We start from the raw sequence: 714 nt of genomic DNA on the forward strand, positions 1-714 counted from the left end.
CGTCGCATTTGAGCGTGACCAGAACCTTGGACAGCCGCGCATTATCGGCCTGCGCGATCAGATTGTCGCGCAATTTGCCGGCCTTCATCGTCGGCGCGGCGGCGAGCACGCCCTCGAGATCGCCATGTTCGGCGATCAGCTTGGACGCGGTCTTGGGGCCGACGCCGGTGACTCCGGGGACGTTGTCGACGCTGTCGCCCATAAGCGCGAGCACGTCGCCCAATTGCGCGGGTCCGACGCCGAACTTCTCGCGGACATGCTCCGCGCCAAGGCGGCGGTTGTTCATCGTGTCGTACAGATCGAGGCCAGGCGCGATCAACTGCATCAGATCCTTGTCGGCGGAGACGATCGTCACCGCCCAGCCCTGCGCCAAGGCGGCCTTGGCGTAGCAGGCGATGATATCGTCGGCCTCCAGCCCCTCGGTCTCGATACACGGCAGCGAGAAGGCGCGCGTGGCATCGCGAATCATCGGGAATTGCGGGACCAGATCCTCGGGCGCGGGCGGGCGATGCGCTTTATATTGATCGTACAGATCGTTGCGGAAGGTCTTGCTCGACTTGTCGAGGATGACCGCCATGTGCGTCGGCCCATCGGCCTTGTGCAGTTCATCGGCCAGTTTCCACAGCATCGTGGTATAGCCGTAAACGGCACCGACCGGCTAGCCATGAATGTTGGTGAGCGGCGGGAGGCGGTGATAGGCGCGGAAGATATACC

At 63.4% G+C, this 714-nt stretch carries 1 protein-coding gene; it reads right to left on the minus strand.

All coding sequences use genetic code 11. The features are described from left to right. The coding region (locus AACY08_RS27735) for a 5'-3' exonuclease (protein ID WP_339472302.1) at positions 1-628 on the minus strand (628 nt) is incomplete at its 3' end. Between the last annotated feature and the right edge of the window lie 86 nt (positions 629-714).

The organism is Pseudomonas sp. EL_65y_Pfl1_R83 (genome assembly GCF_963970695.1).
Taxonomy (GTDB): domain Bacteria; phylum Pseudomonadota; class Gammaproteobacteria; order Pseudomonadales; family Pseudomonadaceae; genus Aquipseudomonas; species Aquipseudomonas tritici.